General features: G+C 39.6%; 23 protein-coding genes. 16 read left to right on the top strand and 7 right to left on the bottom strand.

Annotated elements, in window-relative coordinates; all coding sequences use genetic code 11:
• The first annotated feature begins 832 nt into the window (after window positions 1–832).
• From GVT53_RS16855 to GVT53_RS16800, 12 genes are all read left to right on the top strand, one after another.
• Window positions 833–5,395 carry a fibronectin type III domain-containing protein gene (locus tag GVT53_RS16855; RefSeq protein ID WP_166249655.1) on the top strand — a complete coding sequence of 1,521 codons (4,563 nt, stop codon included), beginning with the start codon at window positions 833–835 and terminating at the stop codon, window positions 5,393–5,395.
• 13 nt (window positions 5,396–5,408) lie between these two features.
• Window positions 5,409–6,998 (top strand): hypothetical protein, encoded by a 1,590-nt coding sequence (locus tag GVT53_RS16850; RefSeq protein WP_166249654.1) that lies wholly within the window; start codon window positions 5,409–5,411, stop codon window positions 6,996–6,998.
• Between the two features lie 17 nt (window positions 6,999–7,015).
• Entirely contained in the window at window positions 7,016–7,201 is a 186-nt protein-coding gene (locus tag GVT53_RS16845) for a hypothetical protein (protein WP_166249653.1), read from the top strand.
• Between the two features lie 397 nt (window positions 7,202–7,598).
• Entirely contained in the window at window positions 7,599–8,888 is a 1,290-nt protein-coding gene (locus tag GVT53_RS16840) for a tail fiber domain-containing protein (protein WP_166249652.1), read from the top strand.
• A gap of 10 nt (window positions 8,889–8,898) precedes the next feature.
• Entirely contained in the window at window positions 8,899–10,404 is a 1,506-nt protein-coding gene (locus tag GVT53_RS16835; RefSeq protein ID WP_166249651.1) for a tail fiber domain-containing protein, read from the top strand.
• A 21-nt stretch (window positions 10,405–10,425) separates the two neighbouring features.
• Complete coding sequence (locus GVT53_RS16830) at window positions 10,426–11,826, top strand: tail fiber domain-containing protein (protein WP_166249650.1); 1,401 nt, start codon at window positions 10,426–10,428, stop codon at window positions 11,824–11,826.
• A complete protein-coding gene (locus tag GVT53_RS16825) occupies window positions 11,826–12,515 on the top strand; it encodes a BACON domain-containing protein (protein WP_166249649.1) in 690 nt (229 codons plus the stop codon). The genes GVT53_RS16830 and GVT53_RS16825 overlap by 1 nt, the downstream gene beginning before the upstream one ends.
• A 27-nt stretch (window positions 12,516–12,542) precedes the next feature.
• Window positions 12,543–12,767, top strand: coding sequence for a hypothetical protein (locus GVT53_RS16820; RefSeq protein ID WP_166249648.1), 225 nt, complete (start codon window positions 12,543–12,545; stop codon window positions 12,765–12,767).
• 47 nt (window positions 12,768–12,814) lie between these two features.
• Window positions 12,815–13,411 (top strand): N-acetylmuramoyl-L-alanine amidase, encoded by a 597-nt coding sequence (locus GVT53_RS16815; RefSeq protein ID WP_166249647.1) that lies wholly within the window; start codon window positions 12,815–12,817, stop codon window positions 13,409–13,411.
• 17 nt (window positions 13,412–13,428) lie between these two features.
• Window positions 13,429–13,899: a hypothetical protein gene (locus GVT53_RS16810; protein ID WP_166249646.1), complete on the top strand. Its 471-nt coding sequence runs from the start codon at window positions 13,429–13,431 to the stop codon at window positions 13,897–13,899.
• A 2-nt stretch (window positions 13,900–13,901) separates the two neighbouring features.
• The gene (locus GVT53_RS16805) at window positions 13,902–14,225 is read left to right on the top strand and encodes a VOC family protein (protein WP_166249645.1); all 324 of its coding nucleotides are present in this window, start codon (window positions 13,902–13,904) and stop codon (window positions 14,223–14,225) included.
• Window positions 14,226–14,233: 8 nt separating this feature from the next.
• Window positions 14,234–15,997, top strand: a complete 1,764-nt coding sequence (locus GVT53_RS16800) for a hypothetical protein (protein WP_166249644.1) — start codon at window positions 14,234–14,236, stop codon at window positions 15,995–15,997.
• Between the two features lie 54 nt (window positions 15,998–16,051).
• Here the strand turns inward: GVT53_RS16800 and GVT53_RS16795 are convergent, their stop codons facing one another.
• The 7 genes from GVT53_RS16795 to GVT53_RS16765 form a co-directional block, all read right to left on the bottom strand.
• The gene (locus GVT53_RS16795) at window positions 16,052–16,342 is read right to left on the bottom strand and encodes an STAS-like domain-containing protein (RefSeq protein ID WP_166249643.1); all 291 of its coding nucleotides are present in this window, start codon (window positions 16,340–16,342) and stop codon (window positions 16,052–16,054) included.
• Window positions 16,343–16,461: 119 nt separating this feature from the next.
• Window positions 16,462–16,737, bottom strand: a complete 276-nt coding sequence (locus GVT53_RS16790; protein ID WP_166249642.1) for a hypothetical protein — start codon at window positions 16,735–16,737, stop codon at window positions 16,462–16,464.
• Complete coding sequence (locus GVT53_RS16785; RefSeq protein WP_166249641.1) at window positions 16,718–17,629, bottom strand: hypothetical protein; 912 nt, start codon at window positions 17,627–17,629, stop codon at window positions 16,718–16,720. Before GVT53_RS16785 ends, GVT53_RS16790 begins: the two co-directional genes overlap by 20 nt.
• Before the next feature lie 253 nt (window positions 17,630–17,882).
• Complete coding sequence (locus GVT53_RS16780) at window positions 17,883–18,899, bottom strand: RES family NAD+ phosphorylase (RefSeq protein WP_166249640.1); 1,017 nt, start codon at window positions 18,897–18,899, stop codon at window positions 17,883–17,885.
• A gap of 3 nt (window positions 18,900–18,902) precedes the next feature.
• Entirely contained in the window at window positions 18,903–19,835 is a 933-nt protein-coding gene (locus GVT53_RS16775) for a sce7725 family protein (RefSeq protein WP_166249639.1), read from the bottom strand.
• Entirely contained in the window at window positions 19,816–20,595 is a 780-nt protein-coding gene (locus tag GVT53_RS16770; protein WP_240905066.1) for a sce7726 family protein, read from the bottom strand. The genes GVT53_RS16775 and GVT53_RS16770 overlap by 20 nt, the downstream gene beginning before the upstream one ends.
• A 184-nt stretch (window positions 20,596–20,779) precedes the next feature.
• The gene (locus tag GVT53_RS16765; RefSeq protein ID WP_166249637.1) at window positions 20,780–21,925 is read right to left on the bottom strand and encodes a tyrosine-type recombinase/integrase; all 1,146 of its coding nucleotides are present in this window, start codon (window positions 21,923–21,925) and stop codon (window positions 20,780–20,782) included.
• 669 nt (window positions 21,926–22,594) lie between these two features.
• Here GVT53_RS16765 and GVT53_RS16760 point away from each other — a divergent pair.
• From GVT53_RS16760 to GVT53_RS16745, 4 genes are all read left to right on the top strand, one after another.
• The gene (locus tag GVT53_RS16760; protein WP_166249636.1) at window positions 22,595–23,686 is read left to right on the top strand and encodes a sensor histidine kinase; all 1,092 of its coding nucleotides are present in this window, start codon (window positions 22,595–22,597) and stop codon (window positions 23,684–23,686) included.
• Between the two features lie 5 nt (window positions 23,687–23,691).
• Window positions 23,692–25,017 (top strand): sigma-54-dependent transcriptional regulator, encoded by a 1,326-nt coding sequence (locus GVT53_RS16755; protein WP_166249635.1) that lies wholly within the window; start codon window positions 23,692–23,694, stop codon window positions 25,015–25,017.
• Between the two features lie 206 nt (window positions 25,018–25,223).
• A complete protein-coding gene (locus tag GVT53_RS16750) occupies window positions 25,224–25,640 on the top strand; it encodes a GreA/GreB family elongation factor (RefSeq protein WP_166249634.1) in 417 nt (138 codons plus the stop codon).
• Window positions 25,641–25,682: 42 nt separating this feature from the next.
• Window positions 25,683–26,042: a hypothetical protein gene (locus GVT53_RS16745; protein WP_166249633.1), complete on the top strand. Its 360-nt coding sequence runs from the start codon at window positions 25,683–25,685 to the stop codon at window positions 26,040–26,042.
• Window positions 26,043–26,050 lie beyond the last annotated feature (8 nt).

Raw genomic sequence — 26,050 nt, 5'->3', positions numbered from 1 at the left:
AATGAGATTTAATGGAAGTGGGACCAACATCAATACTATTCAAATTACCGATGATGTTAATGGTGATGCACTAGGTCGCTCGTTATACTACCATGAATCACATAATAAAATTTATCTTCTTCTTAGGGAAAAGCTTATTCCTGCAAATCAAAACCCCAATAATTTATTTGGAGCTGTAGTATTGATAACCTTTGATTCTAATCTGATACAAGAACAGACTAGGCGATATAGGATACCTGAAAGTTTATTTTCGGGAAGTACAAATAAGTTTGTTCAATCTCTTGGAATGGCTTTCACTAATACCACATTGACTATTAGAATACGTCTATCGGGGGATGATGGACTAAGAAGTGTTTGCTATTTCTCGATTCCTATTAATGATACAAACAATTTGGTACAGGGAAAGAGATTACTTATTTATAATGGAACTTACCCTAATATTTTTATATTAAACAGTAGAAAAAATCCTGGACAGGATAATATCTTTTACGGTCCGTATTACTCTGAAATTAGTTCTTCTAATATATATGATGATGTAATGTATTCATTTAATTTGGATACATTGGAACTGAAACAATGGAGATATCAAAATATTCGGTTTGAGTCACATTTTCTTCTTAACGGGAAAATTTATTTTCAAAAAAGTGAAGTTGGTGGCAATAATCTCTACTCTCTGGATATAAACCATTCCTTTGAGGAGATTGATGAAGAATGTTTCGACATCAACAATCGATTCTCAAACAGTTTAGCAACCGACAATGTCGACTTTTTTTTGAACCAGGATCCTGTACCTATTACAGTATTGGCTAATACTCCGAATATAAACAAGTCAGTGGCGACAGAAAGTTTTACTGCTCAAATTGTCTTTTCTTGTCCTGAAGTTATTGAACCATATTTCCAATCTCCCCATCTCTACCTTCAATCAGCGGGCTCAACCGGTACTGATGGAAGTGCTGAAGGAATTCATTTAAGATGGTTGCTAAAAAAAGACCTGATCAAACATTTGCCTAAAGGTAATTTGGCCTCTACCATAGCTAATTATAACAAGGCAGATGATTTTGTAAAGATTTATCGAGCCCCTTACGTGGCTTCTAGGACGACTTTTGATTTGAGTCAGGCTCCCAAAGTGGTCGATAACCGCAATGCGGTCTGGTTATACGAGGCCAATGGAATCAAAGTCTATCTCTATTTTAGAAATAAGAACCAATATAGTACAGTAAGAAACACAATTGACCCTTTAACGCAACCCACTCAATTCTTGGCCGGGTATGGCTCCGAACTTTTAGAGTTGGAGAGCAAGAGTGAATTGTTTTTTTCATTAGAGTTCAATGTGAATGCTGGGACTTCTCCAGTAGTGGAGACCGAATTGCTTTCTGTTGAGGAAAATAAATTGACCGCTGAAAAGGCCATTTTGGTGCGCAAAACGTTTACGGGAACCTCACAATTGTCCAATACCCGAATGGTGACCGAAAATGGTCGTAGTTTCCGTTTCCGGTTAATCAATTGTGAGATAACCAGTATTTCTCTTGAGTTTTATAGCACTTTGTCATCAAACATTGAGAATGGATCAGGTTGGACGGATTTGGGAGATTTCTCCCTTTCCACTAACGATGCAGAAGTGTTTTCACGTTTGGAACCTTCTTCAGACTTGGTAAACGGCCAATGGCAACGCTATAATGATGATGCATTTGTCAACATTCAGAATTATAAAAATAAATGGAACGTAACCAATACGAATACCCAAAGTAGTATTAAGGAAACGGTCCAGGATTATATAACATTGAGTGACGATGAGAACAATCCTTCAGCGGTGGAAAGCTTTACTTTCAGTGATGTTTTGCCAGATGGTGTGACCAATCCGGAAGATGATTCCTTTGAAATTGCGAATTTAACATTATTGCAACAAGCCTCCTTGGATTATCATGTGGCCCGGATGTTGGGCCTCGGCCATTTGGATGTGGATACGGCCGTGCAAAACAATGACGCTTTTGTCTATATGGCCGTATATGAAACCAAGGTTACTTTTCAAGGTGGACAGTACATCACCGAAGATACAGAGCACCGGTATATCACGATCCCAACATCAAAAAGCGATGAACGTTTACCAAGCCCCATAGATTTAAAGCAACCGGTACCTGGGATCTACCCTAATAATGGAATAAATGAAGAGGCCTTGCCCTTGACCGATAATGAAGGGTATACACAAGATGGCAAGGCAAGATTTGTTTCCCTTTTTGTGGATGAACAGGAAGATTTATCGGTGGACAAGGGATTTTATAACTCGCCTACAGAATTCAATCTGACAGAAATCACGAATTCTGTCTTTGCAGGTATAGAATATAAAGGAGTTGGGGAGACCGAATGGAGAAAGCCGGAACTGCCAAATACGGATTACTATCAAAACTCGGTCCCTAGTGGTGAGAGTCCCCATAATGAGACATTGCCGCTTCCTATTCCAGATGAAGGAGTGTCATTGTATGTACATCGCGAGCGCGAAAATGGGGAACACATTTATGGCTCTTATGGAATCAATTGGTTTTCAAGAGCTTCTGAAAGTAGTGTGCAATGGAATTTGGTTACGAACATTCAACCTAAGGACACCCTTGTTCCTCCCCATAACAGGAGTGCATTGTTAATACGGGAAGAGTCTCCATTATTATTGACTTCAAGTAACGAACAACAGCGGTTGGAAAATATACCGGGGAGTGATAAGACCCTGATAAGACTGACGTTCGACTATAATACCCGAGAGGAATTAATGACCTACAAGGTTACTCCTGAAAATATGAATGGAGCGACAGATCCTTTGGACACTGATGCCATTTTTCCAGATAGCCAAGAAGTGTTTGCGGATGAAGTTGAAATCTATTTTCGTAGTAAACTGCCTCTGAACGTCACTGGAAAAGCTTTGAGCGTACAGGATCACTCGAGCAATGAAGTCCTTTCGGTCATTACTACCGGATCCTATATTTTGGATAGTACGGGGGAGACTTTAATGCCGTCAATCCCAACATCTCAATTGGCCAATTTTGTTGGTGGGGTATTAGTTTTGGAGGAATCTGAATTCATCATCCATGAAGTTACGGAAGCGGTTGAAGGGCCAGTGTTCACGGTATACAAGAAGCAACTTTCAGATAGATTGCAGACTGGGGCGGAACCCAGTCCTAATGAGGAGCTGCAGTCTCCTGTAATCAAAGGGGACGGAATGCTGATGGCCGTTGAGAACCTGCAGAATGTTTCAAGTTGGGGGACTCCCAATCCGCACCCGCTCAAGGTACAGATTGGGGACAATTGGACAGTGCACCGTGAATTGATAACAAGAGAAGGGCCTGATGATGGAGTGTTGGAAGAGATAGTAGAAAAGTCAAGAGGGATATGGGATACAGCTTTGATAGAAGAAGACCCACAACCCATTGGATTTGACGGGAATGGGCAACCAATAGAGGAACATCGAGGGTTCTATAAAGCTACGTTTTCTTCAACACAACTTTCCAATCATCCCCAAAGTTCGGGAGCAAACCCTGTTGAGTGGTACAAGGGAACCATTCGAGTGCATACACAAGATGAGCCCAACGGAAACCGAAAAGCGTTGGATGTGATCAAAATTGAAAATGTAGGTACGTCCAATAATCTCGTGGTGTATTTTGTTGATAATGGGTTTTCTTCTGATTCTGCATATGATGCCATCCAGATTGGGAATGTTCAGGTAAATTTTTATCCAGGCTATCGAGTATACCTCTATGAAAACGCAACTGCCGGTATTACAGATAGTACGACGTTGCCCAATGCTGGGGAAGGAACTCGATACACCTGCTTTGGATTTAGGAGTGTAGGCAATTCTGGAGCATATGCATCCAGAATCTCGGTGCCTACTATCATGTTTGCACAAGAAGACGTCAAACCTTTGGTACCGGAACTACCGGTAGGGGCATCTTATGCGACAAGACCAGATAGCTTTGGAAAATCCACCTATACCTTGACCACACAATTTTCCCATCGCCCCCATGGTGTTCAGTACTATCGTACAAATGATGATGCCATATTGAATGTGCTCTACAGCCCTTCCACAGTACAAACGGTCAAAGAAGGGATTGAACAGTCGGATATGAGTTTTTTGAGCAATAGATGGCAAAACCTTTTAGGGTTTGACTATAATTATCCACCAGAATCCTATCAAACAGATGGTCTTTTTGCCATTTATCCCGAGAATGAAGAGGGATATCGTTTGCCAAATCCGGACAATGAAAATCTATTTGATGTAGGCGGAGGTGAGATTCCTGGAAGCATTGTGCCTGGTCTGATGGCAGATCGTATACAACAAGCTATAAATTTATTGTTTACCCCACTTACTGAGATACCGATTCTTTATGATTATATAAACACGGGGCAGGATTACAATCCCATAAACAAAAAACAGGTAATACGTGATGAGAACGGAGCATTGTTGCCTCCTGCACCACCGGAAACTTCTGATTTTGACATTGCTCCCATGGCTAAAATAGTGGCAACGAACAAAGTGCAGTTCACTGATTTTGGGTTGGATGGCACTTCAAACAATCTATACTTTTATGGTGTCAAGGAATTGGGCAACCAAATGCAGATCAGTGATTTTAGCCCAATTCTTGGGCCGATAAAATTGGTAAACACGAATCCACCGAAGGCCCCTTCTATTAAAAAGGCGGTTCCAATCATAGAAGATGTAATCTTGGGAATTGCACCCCAAATAAGGATTGAGGTAAATGCATATCCCAAAGTGGAGAATATTAAACGGATTGCTTTGTATCGTGCATTATCAGCATCGGATGCACTTTCGGTGCGAAGTATGGAGAAAGTGGCCGAGATAGCTCTCGATGCAACGGGTCAGATCAATGATAATGTTTGGGAAGTTTCAGATGACTTTTCCAGTTTGGTGGAGGTTCCGTATGCGGACCCTATATATTACAGGATCGTGGTATCAAAGGAAATTGAATATGCCGACAAGGACGACCCGAATACCGTTGTGACAGATTATGTGCCCTCCATTCCATCTAAACTATTGGTTACGGCTATTGTGGAAAACGGTGTTCCACTGGCTCCTCAATTGAGCTATACCGCTGATACTGGTGCCGGGCAGTTGGACAATGTTGTTTTAGAGTGGGGGAAAACCGCATACAATGCTAAATATATCTTGTTCAAAATGACCAATGAGGGACAATGGACCAAGATATACGAGATCACTTCCAATGAAGAAACCATATCGGTGCCCCTATTGCAGACCGAATTGGCCACGGATACATTGTTGGTGGAGGACACGGATGGCAACAATATTTACCATCATTTCAAGGTGACCGTTGAGAACACTTCCAATTCAATTAGCCAAGAGGATGAAATATTAACGGTACCCATGAACAATTAAATACAAAAAAAACATGAAGAAGGATAATATTACACTTAAATCATATTTTGAAACTGGGGACTATCCATCTGAAGCCGAATTTGTCGATTTAATCGATAGCTTTTTGAACATCGAGGAAAACGATACCGTTACGGGAATTACCGATAATGGGGACAATACCTATACCTTCCATTTGCTTATTGGTCAGGATGTAATATTAAATGGAGGCAGTATCCCCGAAGATATTCCGATAGAGAATATCTTAGGATTGCAAGCATCATTGGATTTATTGCAGCAGAATATTGACAATGTCCCATCTGTAACAGGCCTTGAAGCTGTTTCTGATGGCAGTGATACTGGGTGGAGGTTGGTAGGTGAAGACCCAGCAGACCATGCCAATATCGGAAGCAAGGCCATTGATTTTACGGTTTTCGGTTCCACGGGGAATGCAGGTGCCACTAATTTCTTTTCTTTTGCACAAGGACAGGAAATCATATCGTCTGGCCAAGGTTCCGTAGGTTTTGGCAACAATAGTATAGCTTCTGCTCAATATGCCTTTACGGCAGGAAATGGTAATACTGCGTCTGGCAATGAATCGGCAACTATTGGTTTCCAGAACAATGCGACCGGGAACAGGGCATTTGCAGTAAATACCTTGAACACCGCTTCTGGAGCATCCTCTTCTGCCTTTGGTGTGTGGAACTTTGCAAGGGCGACAGGAGAACTCACCGTAGGGCAGTATAGTACTGACTATATACCGAATGGGACCAATGATAGGGCGTTCAACGTTGGGGCGGGGACGTCGGATGTTAACAGGGTCGATGCGCTGACAATACTCAAATCAGGGGAGGTATTGGCGCCAAATATTGATAATTCTAAAATTACTGCTGCCAGTAACAAAGTGCTCATTACAAAAGAATATGCGGATGAAAATTATATAATAAGTCCAGGCTATATAACGGGTACCCCAAACCTTAAAACAGTTATGGGAATATATAATTCCAATAATGGTTCCATTGCTGAAATTGAATTGTTGACCGTTTCGGAAGGTTTTGGGACAAACGGTAAGGGAACATTGAATATAAAATCAAACACGAATACGGATATAGTAAATCCCAATCCCTATACAGTAGGAGGTGGAAGAGCTCATCTATTAGCAGGAAATGGCAAAGCCATGCTTGGATTTCAGGACAATTGGGTGCGGTTGAATCCATTCAATGATTTTTCTTCTGGAATTTTTGGTGGAACCGGAATCTTTAGAACAGATGGGGAAATCCAAATGGGACAGGATGGGAGTAAATTTAAAGTAGCAACATCTGGGGCAGTAACTTCAGCAAGTACCATAACGGCTACCAGTTTTGTCCAGTCTTCCGATGTTAGTCTAAAGCGGAATATAACACCTTTAGCAAATAAACCCATAAAAGTTGATTGGGCATCCTATGAAATGGAGGGAAAAAAGAGATATGGTGTGATAGGCCAAGAACTTGAGAAACATCACCCCGAGTTTGTTATAACCGGCCAAGATGGGTTAAAGGCAGTGTCATATATAGATTTATTGGTCGCTAAGAATGCAGAATTGGAGTCCAGGATAGAAAAATTGGAAGGGTTGAATGAAACCGCTTAAATTGAAGTGCTAACTAAATGAAAGAGAGAAAATTGGAATTGCTTTCCGCAGCGCTGAGAACCGTAGGTGGAAACTTTGATATTGCTACATTGGATTTGATTTTTACCGTTTCAGTGGAGCTTGAAAAAAAAGGGGAAAACATGACATTGGGAGAGGTTAAAACCATTTCAACCAAGGTCATGAAAAAGTATCAAACGAGTTAATCTTAAAATATAGTTGTTTTAACATTGGATGATGGTCATAATGCCGTGTTCAACAATGATATGACCATGGGCATTTATCCTATCGTTCGATGAAGGGCTTAAAACCAAAGTGAGTGATATTGAAGCGACTCACATATTTGTATGATGTAGAGAATTCGAACTAAAAAAAAGGATAAGAAAAGATATGGTGTAATTGTCCAAGAATTGGAGCAAACCAATCCTGAATTTGTAGGAATAGATGCTAAGGGTCTAAATCGGCGACCTATATCGACTTGTTGGTGGCAAAGATGGCCGAGAAAGATTAACAAATCGATTAATTGAACAATAGATTGCTACAACTGAAAAAGCATTAAAAAGTTGAACAAGACCCTTTAGCCTCCTTAGTATAAGAGAAATTATGGAAAGAAATAGAAGTACTCTTAAATCGTATTTTGAAACAGGTAAATATCCAACTCAAACACAGTTTGCTGAATTAATCGATAGTTTCTTGAGCATTGTTGATGATGACGCCGTTACGGGTATAACAGACAATGGAGATGGCACGTATACATTTCAATTGTTGTCGGGTTCAACGGAGACAATAGATGTCCAAAGTTTGCCCGATGATATTCCAATTTCTGCCATTGTTGGTCTTCAGGCCGCACTTGATGATTTGCCTTCCCAATATCTAAGAAAGGATCAAGACGGTACATTGAGCGGTAGACTTACAGTTACGGATAGGATAAATACCAGTAGGATAGATACAAACTCCGGTCAACAGCTGGTTCTTAATGCAGGGGAGTCCGCCGGACAGGCAACGGGTCAAACCAATGAATATATCTACTTGAATTCTGAACAAGGAATAGAGGTGAATACCTCTCCCGATAATTGGGCAAGTGGGTGGTCTGGAAGGGATACGACTAAGATTAGTGGTTCCGAAATTCAGCTTAAAAGTTCCAATACAAGACTTTCACCCGCCGATGGTAACTCCTTGAGAATAGATACAGGGACCGGTTACATCGAGGTGGGTTCAAAAAACACGTCGCATTGCCATTTTTATACAGATCGTACGAACTTTTATTTTAATAAGGAATTACGGGTAGACTCAGGAATAGTAAGTTCCTACAATGAAGATTTACAATTGACACGGGCTGGTAGTTCTGAGGATAGGTTCAGGGTGACCACAGGATATTGCATCAGTGACCAGAACTTTTTGGTATATGGTAGAGGGGCCCAAACATTGACAATGAGAGCCTACAGCAATGATGCCAATACGCCTTGTTATATGAGATTTGAAAAGTTGGATGGAACGGATAGGTCATATATCGGATATGGGTCTTCTTCTAACAGTCATTTGTATATAGTGAACCAAGAGGGAACAGATTGTTACCTGATGCTAAAGACCAATGGAGAAGCAGAATTCAATAACAATGTCAGAGCCGATAATTTTATTCTCTCATCTGACAGCAGGCTGAAAACTAATATTAAACCCTTGGAAAAATCCATGAACTTTGATTTTGTGGAGTTTGAGTTAAAGAAAAATGAAGGGGAAAAACGGTATGGCGTAATAGCACAAGAAGTGGAAGAAAATCATCCAGAACTTGTTTTTACGGATGAAGAGGGAATGAAGCAGGTCAAGTACATTGATTTACTAGTGGCCAAGGTAGCAGAATTGGAGAAAAGACTAGCCGTACTAGAAAATAATTAAGCCAAAGTGTATGAAAAGAAATAGGAGTACATTAAAATCATACTTTGAAACAGGTGATTATCCAAATGAGGCACAATTTGCTGATTTAATAGACAGCTTTTTAAGTGTCAGTGAAGATGATGCATCCATTGGAAATATTTCAATAACAATGAATTCCTTCTCTGATGGGAAGTCGTTTTCTGTTTATGCCCCTGGTAGCAGTTCCTATATTTCCATGGATTCCAACGGTTGGAGCATTTTGGGAAACACTAGTGCCAATGATGGTCAAGATTCTCATTTAATTATCAAAAGGAACGGGGGCCTGGAATTCAATGACAATGGTTCGGTCTATAAAGTGTGGCATGCTGGAAATGATGGCAACGGTTCTGGCCTGAATGCCGATTTATTAGATGGGATGAGTTGGGGCAATGTGAATTCTGATATTATTACTTCGGGAAAATTAAGGTCTAGTGAGGCTTTTGCCTTGAATAATCGGACAACAGAGGATGATAATTTTTCTATTAGGAGTTATGATAATTCTGATACAGATATAACCTCAGCTGTAAATGGTTCAACAGCAGGTGTTCTAATTGAAAATCAGATTTATGGGCATACAGTTGTAGGTCTTAGGTCCAATGATGATAATGATTCTTTTAGTATAATAGCGAATTCAACTGGTGAATTTGCATCATATTCTTCAAGAATTGCGGGCTTTAAAAGAACACAGATTCAACTCGATAAGCCAACTTCAGTAAATGCTAACAAGTTTCAAGTATCGAATGGGAACCATTTGTTTACAACTGACGGTAGGCTACATGATTTTTGTTCAAATGGTAATACGGTACTTCGCCTATTTAATAACTCCACAAATACAGGTAGCCGATGGGAAATATTAAAACCATATAACGGAGGTCTAAGTTTTTCCTTTCATGACGGTACGAGCGCAAAAGCGGCAATTGTTGCAGAAACAGATGGGGATGTGGCTATCTATAAGAATCTTAATGTCAAGGGAGACGTTATCCAAGGAGATGCGAAAAATATTATTCAGTTTAGGGATAGTGATGGATGGTTACGACTAAATCCAAGTGGTAACTTCAATAGCGGGATATATTGTGGGAATACGGGAGTATTAAGGCATGACAATCGAATTGAGGTAGGAGGCGGAGGGTCTGCATTTCGTGTAGATATCAATGGTACTGGTTTTTTCAGTGGAAATGTTACTGCTGATAATTTTGTTCTTTCTTCTGACGAGCGTTTAAAAAAGGGGGTTGAAGATTTAGCAACCGGGAGTGTCAACGTCCAATGGAAGAGTTTTTATCTTAAGAATGAACCGGCGAAACGATTTGGTGTGATTGCCCAAGAATTGGAACAAACCAATCCAGAGTTTGTACGAACCGATGAGAAAGGACTAAAATCAGTGGCCTATATCGATCTTCTGGTTGCCAAGATGGCTGAAAAAGATCAACAAATTGATCAATTAATCAATAGACTGATGCAATTGGAAGCATCATTTAAAAAGTTAAGCGAGACTTTGTAGACGATTTAAGTATCAATAATAATGGAAAGAAATAGAAGCACCTTAAAATCATATTTTGAAACAGGAAATTATCCGACTGAATCACAATTTGCTGATTTAATTGATAGCTTCTTAAACATCAATGAAGATGATGTGGTCACTGGAATCACAGATAATGGTGATGGGACATATACGTTTCAATTGCTTTCAGGGTCAACGGAAACAATTGATGTCCAAAGTTTACCCAACGAAATCCCCATAAGTTCAATAGTAGGACTTCAAGTGATATTGGACCAGTACTTAAGAAAGGACCAAGATGACACAGCAACGGGAAGTATTACGATTTCCATGAGCTCATTTTCTGGTGGTAAATCCTTTGGGGTGGGTGCATCCGGAACTACTTCATACCTTTCGATGGACTCCAATGGCTGGAGCATTTTTGGAAATGTAAGTGCCAATGATGGTCAAGATTCTCATCTGATTATTAAAAGGAACGGTGGGCTGGAATTCAATGACAGAGGAACTATACATCAAGTCTGGCATGGAGGCAATTTGAATTTGTCCAGTCATTCAGCAGATATACTTATCGCAAAAAATAATGCTTGGTTGACATTGGACTCATCCAGTTCTGGAGCTGATGGGGTAGAACAAGCAGCAGGAATTTCAGTGGGGGAAAGCGGATATAAAGGAGGCGCTGCTGTTCATATGACCTATACAGGTAATGGAAGGGGCTATATTGGTATGGGCTCAGTATCCGGAACAACCTCGATTCCCACCAACGCAGCTTTGGAATTCCAATACCAAAACACCTATACCATCTTTAGAGGGCAGGCTAGATTCCAAAGTGCATCGGCATATTTGCTGAGGCAGGGTGTATCAAATTCAGGATATCAGGTTGGGTTATATTCCCAGGCATCTTCCACAGCCTACACCTCTCCCATATATACACTGGGAACATCTTATCTTCCGAATGATACAACCCTTGGAAATATGTACGGGATAGGATTTGCAAATGCTTCCGCCTCATTCCTGAACAGTACTGACTTGGGAACCAATCCTGCAGGATGGGGTCTTTATGTTGCTGCGGATGGAAATGCCAGAATCTTTCTGAACGCCTCAAATGGCAGGGGGTATTTCAAAGAAATGGTTTATGCTAGCAATTTCATTCTTAGCTCCGATAGGAGATTAAAGACCAACATTGAGGATGTTGCACCACAAATGATACCCATACGTTGGAGAAAATTCAAAATGAAAAATGATGAAGGCAAACATCAAAGATATGGCGTAATAGCGCAAGAGCTTGAAGAACATTGTCCTGATTTTGTCAGAACAGATGAAGAAGGAAATAAATCTGTGGCCTATATCGATTTGTTGGTCGCAAAGAATGCAGAATTGGAAGCACGTCTTGAAAAAATGGAGGAAATAATTAAAAATCGAAGATAATGGCGGTACCTAATACAAATACTTTTAGTCTAAATGATGTACGGGTCGAGCTGGGTCTCGGAACAACAGCATCGCTTTCTGCATGTTTTGCTGCAGCAGTTGAATCACAATTCGATGATACTTATAAGGGTGCCAAGGATAGACTCAGCAATTTCAGGAACTATGGTGCTTTTGTGCCAACCTTAACAGTTTCCCCAACTAGTAGAAGGGTTTCTTCGAGTTCGGGCTCGTTTACTGTAACGGTAACCTCAAACACTCAATGGACTGTCTCAGAGAGTTTGTCTTGGGTTAGTATAAGTGGTGCTTCTGGTATTAACAATGATACCTTCACTGTAAACTATACCACTAATTCCATTACGCAATCAAGATCTGGAACTATAACAGTAACCATCGTGGGTGGTGGGCAGAGTGCAACGATTAGTATAACCCAATCGGCAGCTACCGGTCAAACGACTTATCAGGTTCAACTTGGTTATGGGACCAGTCAATCCTCTGCGTGTGGATTCGCAATAACAAATCCCGATTACTATTACTTGACGGGAAGCTCAAATCTTCTAAATGCTACTGGAGTTTATTTTAATGCCCCTGGAACAACCAAAGCTCCAAGTGGATATTATTCGGATGGAGGCAGTTTTCGATATTGGAACGGGAATGCTTTTTCAGGTCCTGCAGGGTTATGTATTATATAAATTGATTTAAGAGAAATAAAATATTATATGGATACCAAAAAACTGGAATTGTTATCAGCAGCGTTGCGCACATTGGGCGGAAATTTTGATGTACCTACATTGGAAATGATTTTTTCCCTGAAGGAAGAAATCGATGCAAAAGGAGAAGCTATTTCTATAGGGGAAGTGAGAGCAGTAAGTCAAAAAATAGCGGAAAAGTACCAAGACAACAATCTTAATACAAGGGCGGTAAATCTCGAAAATAATACGTAAAGATTACTGGCCTTTTATGATGTTTTGATTAAAGTAAATCTATAAAGATGACCATATTAATCGATAATGGACATGGAGGCATAATTAATGGGGTCTACCAAACAGCGGGAAAAAGGAGTCCTGTTTGGAATGATGGCTCCCAGCTATTTGAAGGGGAATTCAATCGAGCGATTGTTAACCAAATCATTCAAGAGCTGACGAAGTTAAAAATTAACTATGTAAATATAGCCCCCGAGTATTGGGATGTGCGTTTGGAAACCCGGGTAAACAGAGCTAATAAGTATTCCCCAACGGAAAGTTTTTATTTAAGTGTCCACTCCAATGCAGGAGGAGGGCATGGCTCTGAAATATTTACTTCGCTTGGAGATACTAAGAGTGATCAAATTGCCACAATATTTGGGAATGAGTTTATAAAGAAGTTTCCTGATAGGACACTACGAACAGATTTTTCGGACGGGGATTTGGACAAAGAACGTAGGTTCTATGTATTGACAAGAACAAGAATGCCGGCAATTCTCACGGAGAACTTTTTTATGGACAATGAAGAGGAATGCAAGACTCTTTTAATGACCAGGGAAGGTAGGGCGCAAATAGCCCACTATCATGTTGAAGCTATAAAAAAAGTGAAACAGCAATTATACTAACACTAAAACATAAATCAATGAAAACAAAGAGCATTCGGAATATCCTTATTGTGGGTCAAGTCCTCTTATTCTTGTCATCATGCAATGCCCTAAAAACGGCACCATATGACCAATACTCCTTCCAAAAGGCAGTTGAGATAAAGGTGGAAGCTTCCAACCTTATGAAAAAGGCAACAAATCCTTTTTCAAGCTATGAACAAGAGGTTGAGGAATTACAGCTAGAATTGGAAAAAATGGTTGTATATGAAGCGAACAAGCCGAACAATGGTATTTCCTATGAAATGTGGGGGTTATTGGCCGATCAAGACAAAAACCTTTTGGGTGGTTTTTTAAAGAGATGGGAAGAACAGGAAAAGTTGGGACAAGTTTTTTTGAACGAAGCACAGTCTCAGGTAACAGAGGCCATTGACATGATTATCCGATACGAGGGCAAAAAGGATAAAGAATCGGAGAATGGTATAATGCAATTCATATTAGATAACCGATAATTATGGATTTTGATAAAATTTTTAAAGAACTAAAGGAGTCGTTGGTCAAGTTATTGGGTGATCAATATGCAGGACTTAAAAAGGAGACTAAGGAAGACATTGTCGAATTTGTCAATGGTTCCAAAGTAAAACTGGAGCGTTGGACCTTGCTGTTGGCCAATGGGGAAATAAGCTTGGATGATTATCAATGGTTGGTAGAAAGCCAAAAGGATTTGTTGACCATGAAGGCACTTGAAAAAGCAGGGATTTCCAAAATAAGTTTGGGCCATTTCAAGAACAAAGTGGTCAATACGTTGGTGGATATTGTAAAGGGACTGATTCTCTAGCGAATCAAATGGGATCGAAGGATGATATAACCTTTCATTTAGGCATAACCATGGCGGGTGCGGTTTCCGCAGGAGCCTACTCCGCTGGCTTTATGGACTATGTTTTTGAAGCACTTAACCTTTGGGAGGCTCAAAAGAAGAAAATTGTGGAAAAGCATAATGAGGGTCAACCACTATCAAAGTATGAGAAAGCCGTGCCTCTCCATGAAGTCTGTATCGATGTTTTGGGTGGAGCCTCTGCCGGAGGAATGGTAAGTGTGATTTCTGCCTTGTCGAGCTTTTCAGGTATTGAGCCGGTTAGAACCCCTTGTGATGTTCCCACAGGAAATATCTTGTACGATAGCTGGGTGCTTATGGATGATGACCAGAACGGATTGAACACTTTTGAGAAGATGCTCCTTACGGATGATTTTGAAGGTCAATCGGAAGGAACCCCATCACTTTTGAACACTTCCCCGATTGACAAAATTGCGGACAAAGTATTCGACTCGTTCGAAAAAAGTAATGACAGCTCTGGGAGACCCTCTTTTATATCGGAAGATCTAAGGGTTTTGGTCACTTTGTGTAGTTTAAGAGGAATACCTGTAGAGTTGAACTTTGAGAATTTTACATCCGCCCACTTTCCCTATTCACCCGGTCATCGCATGAACGAACATAGAATAGTGGCCCATTTCAAACTAAAATATGACCAGAAAAAGGATAAAGATGTATTTCTTGAATTTAACCCATATGAGCAAGGGTCAAAGGAACTCTTGAAGCTCTGTACAAAGGGTACAGGCGCATTTCCAATAGGATTGGCCCCAAGGCATTTCAAAGGTAAAATATCAGATAAGTATATTGAAAATTGTATTTTAAGGAGCTTGCCCATTAAGGATAGGAAGACCATTAAAATACACTTGGACGAGGATTTTTTTGATTTCACCAATGTGGATGGGGGCACCATAAATAACGAGCCCTATTCAGAAGTGCTTCATACATTGGAAGAAATGAATCCCCCCTATAATTCTAAACTACCAATGTTTGGTACAATTATGATAGACCCCTTTCCTAATTTTTATAATCAGGATACCGCAAAAGCAACAGGAGGATGGTCCTCTACCAACATATATCAGAAAACTATTTGGCAAATTATCCCCAAGCTTTATACGACCTTAAGGGAGCAGGTAAGGGTTAAACATTCGGGACGTTTTTTCAATGACTATTTTAGATTGCTGGTGTTTCCTTTAAAATGGGAGAAAAGGGGCGTCCTTAAAAATCATCCACCGCTTTCATGCGCTGCTCTTGGAGGGTTTGGAGGTTTTTTGGATGTGGAATTCAGAAAGCACGACTTTTTCCTTGGCAGGAACAATGCCAGAAATTTATTAAGGACTTATTTAATGCTGGAGTACGACCCAAACAATCTACATCCATTATTTAAGAATCTTTCGAAGGAAGCCTTTGAAATGTTCCGATTAAAGAAGAATGGTAAAACGTACTGTCCGATTATTCCTGATCTTAATTTAATTGATGACAAAGAGTCCAGAGAGACCAACCCGTATAATTACACCATAGATGATTTTCCGAAGCTAAAGCCTACCTATTTTAATAAAATCAAACCTTCAATTAAAAAGAGGGTAAATAAAATGATTGCTAAAGAAGCCTTTTCGAAATTTAAGAACAAACCTCTACGCCGTTTTGGTTTATTTATTATCCGCGGATATCTTTCAAGGAAAATTACCACATATGTAATTGATAGAATGAAAGCAGATTTTCAAGTAAGAAAAATGATATAACGCAATCGGATATATTTGATTTATGGGCCGCGTTAGTTAGGTCTCAAATCAAAATCAGGCTAGATAAAGCCCTCTGTACTTCTCTACATAGGATTTTAACCTTTCAAACTGATTTTTAGAACCTTTGAATTTAACAGTCTTTTGAAAGTTGGTAAAGCCAAAATCATCCAGAAATGCACCAATCGATGAATTTAAGAAAGAAGAAGAAAGCGCCAAATCGGAATCTACCTCTAAAAGGATAACTTCTCCGTTCAAATAAGCATTTTTCAGATGATCAAATAAAACAAAGCCTTCATCAACTGAACTTGAGTTTTTAACCAAGTCTTTCAAAATCAATGTCTTCATTAGTGCAATTTAGTAAAATCAATGTTCAAATTTCAAATAAATTAGATTGAAGTATAGTATTTAGACGTTTCGATGGCGGCATCACTCGTGTAAATAGATTAGCTACTAGGCACATGTAATTATTCCAACTCGAAAAATGACAAAAAAGCCTTTTTAATTTTGTTTTGTTGTGGTTTTCTGAACTTTAACTCGTCAAGTAACTCTACCTCGATTGCTTTCAAATGTTCATACTCATCTAATGAAATAGTGTGCAAAGTAGCCGTAGGTGAACTCGCTAATCTATCCTGACTCCTTTTGTTTTTTTTAGAATTTGAACTAAAAACCCGCTGATAGATTACAGCATCATCCGTAATTTTTTTGATTTCAAAAGTCTTACTATTCGTTTTGTTGTCCATTTGATTCTGAATTGGATTGAAAAATTAAATCATATATTCCATCCGCAACACCAGATACGATGGCAGGGGCATATTTTTCATCAAAAGCTTTTGATTTATCGCTATCAACACAAATAAAACCATGGCAGTCAAAATTTTCCTTGTCAGCTTTCTTGTAAGGGACTATGGGAAATACTAATTCACTGTTGTATGGCAAAATACCATCTGTATAACATTCTTTACTAGTATTTCTATAATTATTTTCGTTGTTCACGTCATGGTTGATATAATATTTTTTAGGACGATTTTTCAATACACTGTCTAGGCAACTGCTAAATGCGGAATTTCCAATTATCGTATGTTCAATTTCCTGATATTGTTTTGTGTCTCTTGCACTATGTGATTGATCTCTAGTCAAGTTTTTAAGAATTGTATGCTCTCCTACTTTTTTGTCTTTAATAGGAACCTTTATAGAAACAGAGCAATTTGATTTAGTGATATCGTCGAAACATATTTTTAGGTTATTACAAAATATCATCATAGAACTCATAAATTCCTTGTCTTCAAAACCAGGGGTTTTTCTATAGTAATGGGCCTCTGCAAAACTGTCGCGTAATAATATTATCGCATTTCCATATGTAGACTCCTTGTATACAGAGTGAAAATATTTAAGAGACTCTTTGATAAAGAGAGCTACAAACCTAATAATGTATAACGCTAATACACCTATTATGCCAAACTTTATGGCCGTAGTATATTCCCATTCCCATTCCTCTTGTCCAAAAGGAATGATTAAACTTGTGATAAACCCAAATCCTCCACCAGTTGAAATCCATTTTCCAATATTCCAATCAAATGCTTTTAGAAAAGCGTCTCTTAGAACAGAAAGAAAAGCAGAATAGTTTATCTCCATATTTTTATTGTGCACTGAACTTGTTCATAGGACAAATTCTTTACTTCTATGATTATAATCTACACCTAGTATAATTTACTCTCATGAAGCGTGATAACCAATTGATCAACAAAGTGTTTGGGGGTGACAAACAAATGTAAGAATTTTATGTTAGATATTAGTAATTAAGGTTTGTTCAAAAAAATGCGATAATAATAATGAATCAAAATCCAGCCATAGAAGGAGAACCTGATATGTTCTTTTTTTAAGGTATTTAGATTACCTCCTTACTTTTGAGCTTAAATTTCGTTACCTTATGTAGGTCAACTACTGTACAATCCATAAGGCTTTGGTCGAAAACCACAATATTTTTACCTGATGGGTGCAAAGAACTTGCAAAACGTATTCCGCTGGCACCGGTATAAACTCGAATAAATTCACAAATAAATTGGGTGGGAATATATTCAATTTCTGAGTCATAACGCCTCATAGGCTTGGATAAATCTTGACTGATTCTTTCCCGCAACAATTTGGCCATAATCGTCTCTCTCACCATTTCCGGTCGAAACAATGGAGTGTCCTCAGTGAAGTCTACAATATTTACAAATTCATGATGTGATTTAAGTTGAAAAGAAGCGATACTAAGCTCGTCCAAGTAGGAAGCTCTAACTTCATAAAGGACAGTTTCCGGATTATCACATAAGTACAAATAGGGTATCCCAGAGGGATTGGCCCTCCCTCCTTTGGCAAAGTGGCGTTTGGGACTATACATATCTTTTTCAGTATAGGCATCATTTCCACTTTGGTGGTGTACTCTTGCTCTAAATAAGCAGGTTTCAGGGGTCAACCTATATTGTGTATTAAAAAAACCGTCCCACCCTAGATCGAGAAGTTGTTCTATATTTAATAAAAAGCGGTTGGACCACTTTAAATCATTCTTCAGGGTTTCCCAGTAACCATGATTGTTAAGGATTTCCTCGATGTATTCAACAGGACTATTGGCATTGGATATTTCTGTGTCAATTTCGGGAATCACAAAATTTAATATTCTTTCTGCCACTTGAGGGTCAGAAAAAAAGCTCCAATTGCCTTGGATTTTGTTTTTGATGTTTTCTCCCTCTGATGTTGGGATGTAATTATCTATTAGTTCTTGGAAGAAGTCCTTGAATTCATCGATATCCATAATGGGTTGTTCCTTTGTGTTGCAGACAGTACAATCTCCTATCATTGTAGAGGCAGAAATTAAGGACTTTAGCTCGGTATCGGCAAAACAGTTTGGACAAACTTTCATGGATTAATGGTGACTTAGGTAGTCTTGGACAATAAGTAAGTGGTTTTTTAAACTAATCTTTTTTACAGTTCCTAGGCCTGGATAATGTTGCCGATTGTAATAATCCTCAAGTTCGGCAATTGCGGCGTTATTTAGATTATTTCCTCTACAAAATTGAACCGCTTTTTCAGCTGCCTCTGCAAACTTTCCCTGTACGTTTGCAATGGAATCGTTGGTGTCCGATGTAAAATGTCTGATCCAGATTTGGTTATCTCCCTTCATATAAGTCAGGTGAATCACTACAGCTCTTGGAGTACTTCCGCTATCACTATATTCACTGGGCAGTACTGTGTAATCTGAAAAGCCATTAAAATTCTCATTCAAGTAGTGAAGGTGTTCTTCTGAGAAACGATGTTCCTGGATATCTAAAAAATCACTGTTTCGCTGTTGTTTTTCAAAAAAATCATCTAGTCGGATATAGGTTTTGTCTAAATTCCTGACATACCTATCGAGTGCCCTATTTCTCCCAGGGTCTTCCACGACAATCAATTGGACAGCCTCAGATTCAATCAAGTCTTTAAATCGAACGTCATCTGGATTGATATCATTTTGACAGATTATCATACAATTTTGCAGATTATATTCTTCAATCGAATCTAAAATATATGTTGTATTGTTTCGATAGTAAAATGCCCTGGTTACCGGGAAATTGCCTTGTTGGAGATAGTCCAGTATAAGTGCATGGTCGCCATATAAATCCCCTACTATAGGATTTACTAGCAGTACTGCCTGTTGGTTTCTGCTGGCAAAGGTTGTAAGGGCAATTTTTAGATTATTGAAAGACTCCTTAACGGGCTCCAATATGGGCACAATGCAGCCTTGGGAAGCACCAGTATTGGCTAAATCCCTTAATGCAATCAATTCAAACTGGCGAGCTCTAAGCAGTGGATAATACATATGGTGTTTGCTTTATTGGTGATTTCAGAAGACCAATTAACTCTTTCCTTTCTGTTGTTGTCAACTTTAAAGCAAGGCTAATTTGATTAAATTCCTTATAGTGCTTCTTGGCTATTGCTACTTGTTTTTGTCTCCTCTTCATAATAGAAATAAAATAGGAGTTGAGGATATGATTGGGAATCTGCAGTATTAACTCCTTACATTTCTCAAACTGATTGAAACTGGTCATTCTGGGTAAACTGCCAAAATATTCCAGGACCAAACCTTTATATTCGTTGGTGTGAAAGACCTCCATAATAACATTTGGGTCCACTGTTTCATTTGAAGTTGCTTTACGAGTAATTTTAAACTTTTCTAAATCGTTAGGTTGGTATGTTATAATTCCGATTTCCTGCTCTAGGTATGTATATTCCTTAGATTTGGATTCAGGTATAATCAGATAGATTTCGTTGAAAGCAGTTCGATAATTTTTTAGCTGTATGTCCAGTCTTTTGGCAGAATCCATTTCAGTTTTAATTTCAAAGACCTTGGAAGTACCATTGAACAGCACTAAGTCTGCAACGGCATTCCCGATTCTGAATTCGGAAAATACTTTTGAATCTCCAGATATAATGTCATTTATTAGTATCTCATTTAAAAAGCTATTCTTGAAAACATATTCATTTTGATAATTATTTTCAAGAATTTTATAGATATACCTGAGGTATTCCAAAAACGAAGAATTATTATTCTCAAACCAATCCTCATCGTACCTGTTCATTTTTTTGTAGATTGAGGTAAAGTCCTGCTTTAGCCATGACTTGACTTGATTTCTAGAAAACAGAGTGGAATAATCTCTTAATTGATTGATTGTAAAAGAAGAAGCATTTCCCATACCACAAAGTTAATTTAAAATTTTTGTTTCAATGTTTTGTCAGAATTTACTTGACAATATATAGGTTGTACTATAAGATAACCTTTTCATTTACGTGGTCCAATGCAGCATTATCAAAGCTCTTTAAATAGACTTCCGTTGTTATGATGGAGTTATGACCCATAGCCTCACTGATCAAAGCAGTTGAAACACCTAGGTATTTTGCGATTGTGGCCCAGGAATGTCGAATGGTGTAAGTGGTGACGTTTTCATCGATTTCAGCATCTTTGGCTATAATTCTCAATCTTTCGTTCATTCTGCGTCTCTGTGTCTTATACGCTTCAAAGCGTTCTGAGCTACCATCATAATTGGTCGGAAACAAAAAGTCGGTCAGCCTTTTATTTCTCAAATAGGGCTGTAACAGTTTTGCCAATGGTTCAGAGATATGAACTGAAAGGGGATCACGGGTCTTGCTCCTCCCATAATACAACCGGTCATGTCGAATATTTTCAACCTTCAGTTTTACGAGGTCTACAAAGTTCATCCCTCTACAGTAGAACATTATCATGGCATAATTCCGAGCATGCCATAGGGCACTGTCTTGTTCATATTCAAGATCCCTTATTTTAAGAATCTGTTCCTTTTTCAACGCTCTTTTTTTTGTCCGCATTGGCGGAGGTATCCTATAATGTTGGAAAACATTTTTTATCGGGACGAATTGATCTTCATTGATAGCACTGTTATATATAGAGCGAACTGCCCTTAAATAAATGCCCACACAGTTTATGGAATTGCCTTTGCCTAAATGATATGCTTCAAAATTTCTGAGAAAGGTTACTGTAATGTCATATAATTTGATGTCATCGGTACCATTAAACTTAGTAATTGCCCGCATACCGTTTCTTAGCCATGTTGCACTGCCGGGAACATTGGCCGCCATCTTACGGTTGACCAAGGTTTCTCCCCATTCGATCAGGGTCATTTCATTATTGACCTTGTGCTTGATTTCTGAATCGGAGTTTTTGTCCCACTCTTTTGTGATCAGTTCAATGAGCCTGTCCGGACTCACCTTATTTATGCTCAGTCCAATTTCGTCGATCAACCTTTTGGCAACAAACATTTTTTCTTCCAATTCAAAGTTTACAGTATCACAGTCCAAATCTTGGTTGATATATTTAGACCTTCTCAGTCTTTGTTTTCTTTTGTCCCAACCACTTGGTAGGGTCCAGATATCCATTCTAATAGTTCGATATTTTTTATGATAAACCCTTAGAACAATTGGATAAAGCCCTGTTCTTTTGTTCTGCGATTTGGGGCGGGTTTCTAGAAGATACGTTACTTGAGCCATTTTTTTCGTGTTAATGAGCAATTGGAATACATTATAAAGTACCCAATAGCGGTTATATCCATTTAACGAACCCTATACTGTATTGAAATGGGTACATTGAATTATCAAATACTATCAAGGATTTCAAAACCTTACTATGATATGAAGAAAGAATCCATTTTGATTCATTTCAAGACATCATTTAATAGATGGTTTTACCCTAGGTTTTATAAACCGAATGTTGGTTTATCAACATATTTTGCTAGGATATTTACCCTAATTTTACCCTAACTTTTTCAAATATCCAAATGGGATCAGGTGAGTTCAAAAATTCCAGAAACTCACTCAAATCACTAAAAATCAATAAGATAATAGGTGTTTTAAATTTCGATGGATTCGAATTTTTGCGACTCATAATCAGGTGGTCCCTGGTTCGAGCCCAGGTGGGACCACGAAAACCCTTTCAAGTCGTTGATTTGGAAGGGTTTTTTATCTCAAATCCTTTGTCCCAAACAATTCTTGTTGTGGTCTACAACCCAAAACCCAATTATTCACTAATTTGCCACAAAGGAGGAAAACATGCTCACTGCCGAACAAAAACTCAAAGAACGCATCAAGGAACTTACCTGTTTGTACGAGGTAACATCCCTGATCGTCAACTGCGATTACGACGATATGGAAACAGCATTGCTCGGCATTGTGCAGTGTTTGCAGCGTGCTTGGCAGTTTAATGAGGATACCTACGTGCTCTTATCCAACTCTGATTATTTTATCAAAACCGAGGAGAAAGGAGATGACTACGTGTTTTTGGAGTCGTTCATCACAGTGTTCAATAAACCTAGGGGTGAAATCAAAGTGGGGTATCCGTACCCGAAGTACCAACTCAAGGATTTTTTGGAGGAAGAGCAACAACTGCTGGATAATGTGTGCCTAAAGGTGGGCAACCTGTTGGAGCGTAAGGAAATCAAGGAAAAGGAGGAGCACATCCGCCGACAGGTGGAACAATCCGACAGGCTTCGCATCTTGGGGGAAATCACCGCAGGCATTGCCCACGAGCTCAACACACCGCTTGCCAACATTCTGGGCTTTACCGAGCTTTTACAGGACCACATCAGTGATGATCCACAAGCCCTCAAGGATTTGGACAAAATCATCACCAATACGATTTTTTCACGCGAAGTCGTCAAAAAACTGATGTTCTTCGCTTGCGAAATGCCGGAAACGCGGGAAGTCATCAATGTGGTTGAGGTGATAGAAGAGGCCATCAATATGCTGCGTACCACCTTGCGCCAGAATGATGTCTCTTGTGACTTTGAACATTCCGAAGAAACCATCGAACTTCGTATTGATAAAATCCAGCTGACCCAAGTGGTCTTCAACCTAATTGTAAATGCCATCTATTTTGCACCGCCAAAAAGTACGATCTCAGTTTCGCTGGCAATCGAAAAAGGAAACATCATCCTAAAAATTGCGGATCAAGGGCCGGGCATACCGGAAGAATCCAAAGCACATATTTTTGACCCATTTTTTACCACCAAACCCGTGGGCGAAGGGTCTGGATTGGGACTTAGCGTGGTGCACGGCATTGTGCAGAGCCACCAAGGTAGCATTGCAGTTACCCCGAATACCCCGGCAGGCACTATATTTACATTGAAATTCCCAAAAAAGTAAACACGTTGTTGAAAAAGGAGAACATATTGCTGGTCGATGACGATATCGATATTCTGGAACTGCTGCAACGGCACTTAAAGTCGATGGATTACCACACCTATAAGGCGGTTTCGGTCAAGGAAGCGTTATATATTTTGAAGGATACAGAGATTGACCTATTGGTGACGGACATCAATATGCCGGAGATCGATGGGCTCGAATTGGTGAAATATGTGGCGGAACACTATCCCCATATGCCCAAGTTGGTGGTCACGGGATTTCCATCGGTCGAAGATGCATCGAGTGTTATCAAGCACGGGGCAACCGATTATTTGACCAAACCATTTACCAAAGTGGAGCTGGAACTGGCCGTGAAAAAAGCACTGGCCAGCAAGGAAGCAAAGAAAACAGATAAAAAACCACCGGTAAAACCTGTTGCCACCAACGGGTATTCCGATATGATCGGAAACTCCGAAGCCTTTAAAAAAGTCACCGAAATCATAGATCGGGTAAAGGACAATCGGGCCACAGTGTTGGTTCGTGGCGAAAGTGGAACCGGAAAGGAGCTGGTGGCAAGATCTATCCATTACTCGGGCAAGTTTTCCCGGGCGCCCTTTATCGCGGTGAACTGTGGTGCCATTCCCGAGAATCTGTTGGAGGCCGAACTTTTTGGGTACACCAAAGGTGCATTCACGGGAGCCAACGAGAATCGTGATGGCTTTTTTCAGGCGGCGCACAAGGGCACCATTTTTTTGGATGAAATCGGAAATGCCCCCTTGCCCGTTCAAAATAGATTGCTGCGCGTGCTCCAAGAAAAGGAAGTGACCAAAATAGGTTCCCAAAAACCTGAACAGCTCGATGTAAGGGTGATAGCAGCGACCAATAGTGATTTGGACGAACTGATTCAGAAAAAAACCTTTCGCGAAGACCTCTTTTATCGCCTTTCCGTGGTGACGGTGGATGTTCCTCCGTTGAGAGACAGAACATCTGATATTCCTTTGCTGGTGGACAAGTTTATACAGAAGTACGGCATTGAATACAAAGACCGCTTTGTCCGTATTACCGACGATGCCCTTGAAGTTCTGAAGCGATATTCTTGGCCGGGCAATATCCGTGAGCTGGAAAATGTAGTACAGCGCGCCGTGATCATGTGCGATGGCAAAATCACTTTGGAACAGTTACCGGACGAACTTAAATATAAAATCGACTTTCCACAAAAGGGCTTTAAAACACTTGAAGAAAAAGAAAGAGAATACATACAGGAAGTACTCCTTTCCACCCAAGGCAACAAGACCAAAGCTGCCGAAATTTTGGGCATCAACCGCAAAACACTTCGCGAAAAACTGAAATAGCCACTGGTACATTTCGCCCCGACCGGGTAAAAAATACCCAAAACCACTTTTCTTCATTTGATGCAGGACTGTTTTTAATTAACTGACAATCAATTATTTATAAATCGTCACTGATAGTTGTATTCCCCAATGGCACAGGCTTTGCCTTTATATGGACAAAATGCTGGGATGCTCAATTACGGTGTCCCGTTCGTTAAGAACTGGAAATGAAATACGGAAGCCTGATCATGGAAAAAAAGGATTATCTAACACTAAAACGCATACTGAACTTCCATAGGTATTATGAGGATTATGCCCATAAAGACGCCTTGGAACAGTTGGGCGAGAGAATAGATAGGGCTCTGGTAGAGGATGAACTGGACATGCCTGACGATGTGGTCCGGTTAAATTCCAAAGTTATGGTGGAGTTTGCGCAAGGCGTGCAGCAAACTTTTCAACTGGTACCATCAACTCGGGGAGACCTTAAAAAGAGTACGGTCTCTGTAGTGAGTACGTTAGGGGCCAGTTTGGTAGGACTTGCGGAGGGCGATCAAATTCAACTTGGTTTTCCCTCGGATGTACAATCCTTCAAGATAATCGGCGTGGAACAATCGCACCAATTATCGTCCAGTTTTGATTTTTAAGAAAACAATAAAAACAATTATAAACCCTAAATAAGTATAGTTATGAGAATAATAGTTCTAGCAATTTTATTCGTGGTAGCCACCACAAATATGAACGCACAAAGCGTAAACCCACAAGATGTAAAAGTTGGTGATGTATTGGAAATTGGTCGCCCAGATGCACCAAAATTCAAGCACATTGATTTTCCAAGAGCAAACTTCATCATTAAAAAAGGAGGAATAGCCAACTATAAAACAGTGGTAGGAAACAAAGTGATGGTAACGGACATCAAAGAGAAAAAAGATGGTACCGTAGTGGTTAAAATCAAAAAAACAGACGGAAAGAGATTTTTTAACAGCCACCCAGTGGTTAAGGCAGATTTAAAAAATGCACTCGAGTCTGGCGAGTTGAGTGTACTGTAGTTGATTGA

The organism is Flagellimonas oceani (assembly GCF_011068285.1).
Taxonomy (GTDB): domain Bacteria; phylum Bacteroidota; class Bacteroidia; order Flavobacteriales; family Flavobacteriaceae; genus Flagellimonas; species Flagellimonas oceani.
The sequence above is the reverse complement of the archived record's forward strand: the minus strand, read 5'-3'. Positions and strand labels throughout refer to the sequence as shown.

Excerpts from the sequence above, each read along its gene's own strand:
- GVT53_RS16850 (WP_166249654.1), top strand. The coding sequence starts at position 5,409 with ATGAAGAAGGATAATATTACACTTAAATCATATTTTGAAACTGGGGAC.
- GVT53_RS16845 (WP_166249653.1), top strand. The coding sequence starts at position 7,016 with ATGAAAGAGAGAAAATTGGAATTGCTTTCCGCAGCGCTGAGAACCGTA.
- GVT53_RS16840 (WP_166249652.1), top strand. The coding sequence starts at position 7,599 with ATGGAAAGAAATAGAAGTACTCTTAAATCGTATTTTGAAACAGGTAAA.
- GVT53_RS16835 (WP_166249651.1), top strand. The coding sequence starts at position 8,899 with ATGAAAAGAAATAGGAGTACATTAAAATCATACTTTGAAACAGGTGAT.
- GVT53_RS16830 (WP_166249650.1), top strand. The coding sequence starts at position 10,426 with ATGGAAAGAAATAGAAGCACCTTAAAATCATATTTTGAAACAGGAAAT.
- GVT53_RS16825 (WP_166249649.1), top strand. The coding sequence starts at position 11,826 with ATGGCGGTACCTAATACAAATACTTTTAGTCTAAATGATGTACGGGTC.
- GVT53_RS16820 (WP_166249648.1), top strand. The coding sequence starts at position 12,543 with ATGGATACCAAAAAACTGGAATTGTTATCAGCAGCGTTGCGCACATTG.
- GVT53_RS16815 (WP_166249647.1), top strand. The coding sequence starts at position 12,815 with ATGACCATATTAATCGATAATGGACATGGAGGCATAATTAATGGGGTC.
- GVT53_RS16810 (WP_166249646.1), top strand. The coding sequence starts at position 13,429 with ATGAAAACAAAGAGCATTCGGAATATCCTTATTGTGGGTCAAGTCCTC.
- GVT53_RS16805 (WP_166249645.1), top strand. The coding sequence starts at position 13,902 with ATGGATTTTGATAAAATTTTTAAAGAACTAAAGGAGTCGTTGGTCAAG.
- GVT53_RS16800 (WP_166249644.1), top strand. The coding sequence starts at position 14,234 with ATGGGATCGAAGGATGATATAACCTTTCATTTAGGCATAACCATGGCG.
- GVT53_RS16795 (WP_166249643.1), bottom strand. The coding sequence starts at position 16,342 with ATGAAGACATTGATTTTGAAAGACTTGGTTAAAAACTCAAGTTCAGTT.
- GVT53_RS16790 (WP_166249642.1), bottom strand. The coding sequence starts at position 16,737 with ATGGACAACAAAACGAATAGTAAGACTTTTGAAATCAAAAAAATTACG.
- GVT53_RS16785 (WP_166249641.1), bottom strand. The coding sequence starts at position 17,629 with ATGGAGATAAACTATTCTGCTTTTCTTTCTGTTCTAAGAGACGCTTTT.
- GVT53_RS16780 (WP_166249640.1), bottom strand. The coding sequence starts at position 18,899 with ATGAAAGTTTGTCCAAACTGTTTTGCCGATACCGAGCTAAAGTCCTTA.
- GVT53_RS16775 (WP_166249639.1), bottom strand. The coding sequence starts at position 19,835 with ATGTATTATCCACTGCTTAGAGCTCGCCAGTTTGAATTGATTGCATTA.
- GVT53_RS16770 (WP_240905066.1), bottom strand. The coding sequence starts at position 20,595 with ATGAACAGGTACGATGAGGATTGGTTTGAGAATAATAATTCTTCGTTT.
- GVT53_RS16765 (WP_166249637.1), bottom strand. The coding sequence starts at position 21,925 with ATGGATATCTGGACCCTACCAAGTGGTTGGGACAAAAGAAAACAAAGA.
- GVT53_RS16760 (WP_166249636.1), top strand. The coding sequence starts at position 22,595 with ATGCTCACTGCCGAACAAAAACTCAAAGAACGCATCAAGGAACTTACC.
- GVT53_RS16750 (WP_166249634.1), top strand. The coding sequence starts at position 25,224 with ATGAAATACGGAAGCCTGATCATGGAAAAAAAGGATTATCTAACACTA.
- GVT53_RS16745 (WP_166249633.1), top strand. The coding sequence starts at position 25,683 with ATGAGAATAATAGTTCTAGCAATTTTATTCGTGGTAGCCACCACAAAT.